This window comes from Streptomyces sp. NPDC057253 (genome assembly GCF_042669125.1).
Classification (GTDB): domain Bacteria; phylum Actinomycetota; class Actinomycetes; order Streptomycetales; family Streptomycetaceae; genus Streptomyces.
In genome coordinates, this window is the sequence record NZ_JBHUXV010000296.1 from 1 (window position 1) to 1,646 (window position 1,646).

General features: G+C 65.6%; 2 protein-coding genes. Both read right to left on the reverse strand.

The annotated features are described in order from the left end of the window. Window positions 1-869: DUF475 domain-containing protein (locus tag ACFULQ_RS49070; RefSeq protein ID WP_383558346.1), on the reverse strand; the 869-nt coding region annotated here is incomplete at its 3' end. A gap of 126 nt (window positions 870-995) precedes the next feature. Beyond that, window positions 996-1,571 carry a TerD family protein gene (locus ACFULQ_RS49075; RefSeq protein ID WP_383558348.1) on the reverse strand — a complete coding sequence of 192 codons (576 nt, stop codon included), beginning with the start codon at window positions 1,569-1,571 and terminating at the stop codon, window positions 996-998. Between the last annotated feature and the right edge of the window lie 75 nt (window positions 1,572-1,646).

The window sequence follows — 1,646 nt, forward strand, 5'->3', positions numbered from 1 at the left end:
GCGCCGATGCCGAGGCCCAGCGCCATCAGGACGATGTCGTTGGTGATGGCGAACGCGCCGATCACGCCGTCGAAGGAGAAGGAGGCGTCGAGGACCTCGAGGTAGAGGAACATGAAGAACGCGGCCTTGCCGGCCATCACGACCGCCGACTTGGGCTTGCCCTCGCGTTCGGCGCGCTCCTCCTCCTCGTGCTCGCGTTCCTCCTCCTCTTCGAGCTTGTCCTCGAAGTAGCCGGAGAGGCCGCCGACCACCATGTAGGTGATCAGACCCGCGATACCGGAGATCAGGACGGTCTGCGCCTTGTCCACATGGGCGCCGCCGTGCTGGTGGGCGTGGGTGGCGAAGGTGAACGCGGTGACCAGCAGGACGACCAGGGCGATGCAGACCGACAGCATGTCGACCTTGCCGAGCTTGGCCAGCGGGCGCTCGATCCAGCGCAGCCACTGGATGTCGCGGTCCTCGAAGATGAAGTCAAGGAAGATCATCAGCAGGAACATGCCACCGAACGCGGCGATCGCCGGGTGGGCGTCGGTGACCAGCTCCTGGTACTGGTCCTTGTTGTTCAGCGCGAGGTCGACCGCCTCGATGGGCCCCATCTTGGCGCTGATCGCGACGATCACGACGGGGAAGACCAGCCGCATGCCGAACACGGCGATCAGGACGCCGATGGTGAGGAAGATCTTCTGCCAGAAGGCACTCATCTTCTTCAGGATCCCGGCGTTGACCACCGCGTTGTCGAACGACAGGGAGATCTCGAGGATGGAGAGGATCGCCACGACGCCGAAGCCCTCCCACCCCCCGTAGAAGACGGCGGCGACGAGGCCGAGCGCGGTGACCGCGAACGACCAGCCGAAGGTTTTGAGAACCACTGGCTACCCAATCCGTACGTGTACGGGGCTCCCCCGTGCCGCACTCGGCTTTACGAACTTTTGAAGCCGAAGTCTAGTCGGCCCCCGTTCGCGGCCCACCCTGCCCCGGATTTTGCTCATATCGCGTTATGAGACGTTGACCCCGAAGTCCAGGGCGATGCCCCTGAGGCCGGACGCGTACCCCTGTCCCACCGCCCTGAACTTCCACTCGCCCTGGTAGCGGTAGACCTCGCCGAAGATCATCGCGGTCTCGGTGGAGGCGTCCTCGGAGAGGTCGTAGCGGGCCAGTTCCTGGCCGTCGGCCTGGTTGACGACGCGGATGAAGGCGTTGCTGACCTGGCCGAAGGTCTGGCCGCGGTTGTCGGCGTCATGGATGGAGACCGGGAAGACGATCTTGTCGCAGCCCGCCGGCACCCTGGAGAGGTCGATCAGGATCGACTCGTCGTCGCCCTCGCCCTCACCGGTGAGGTTGTCGCCGGTGTGCTCCACCGAGCCGTCCGGGCTCTTGAGCTGGTTGTAGAAGATGAACCACTCGTCGCCCATCACCCGCCCGCCCGCGCACATCAGGGCGCTGGCGTCGAGGTCGAAGTCGGCTCCGGTGGTGGAGCGCGCGTCCCAGCCGAGCCCCACCAGAACCTGGGTGAGGTTGGGTGCGGCCTTGGACAGGGAGACGTTTCCTCCCTTGGCGAGCGTGACGCCCATGTGCTGTTCCCTCCCCGAGACTGTGCTTGTGTGCTGTACCTGCGCGTCCGGCGCCGCACGCAAACCGTGCGGCGC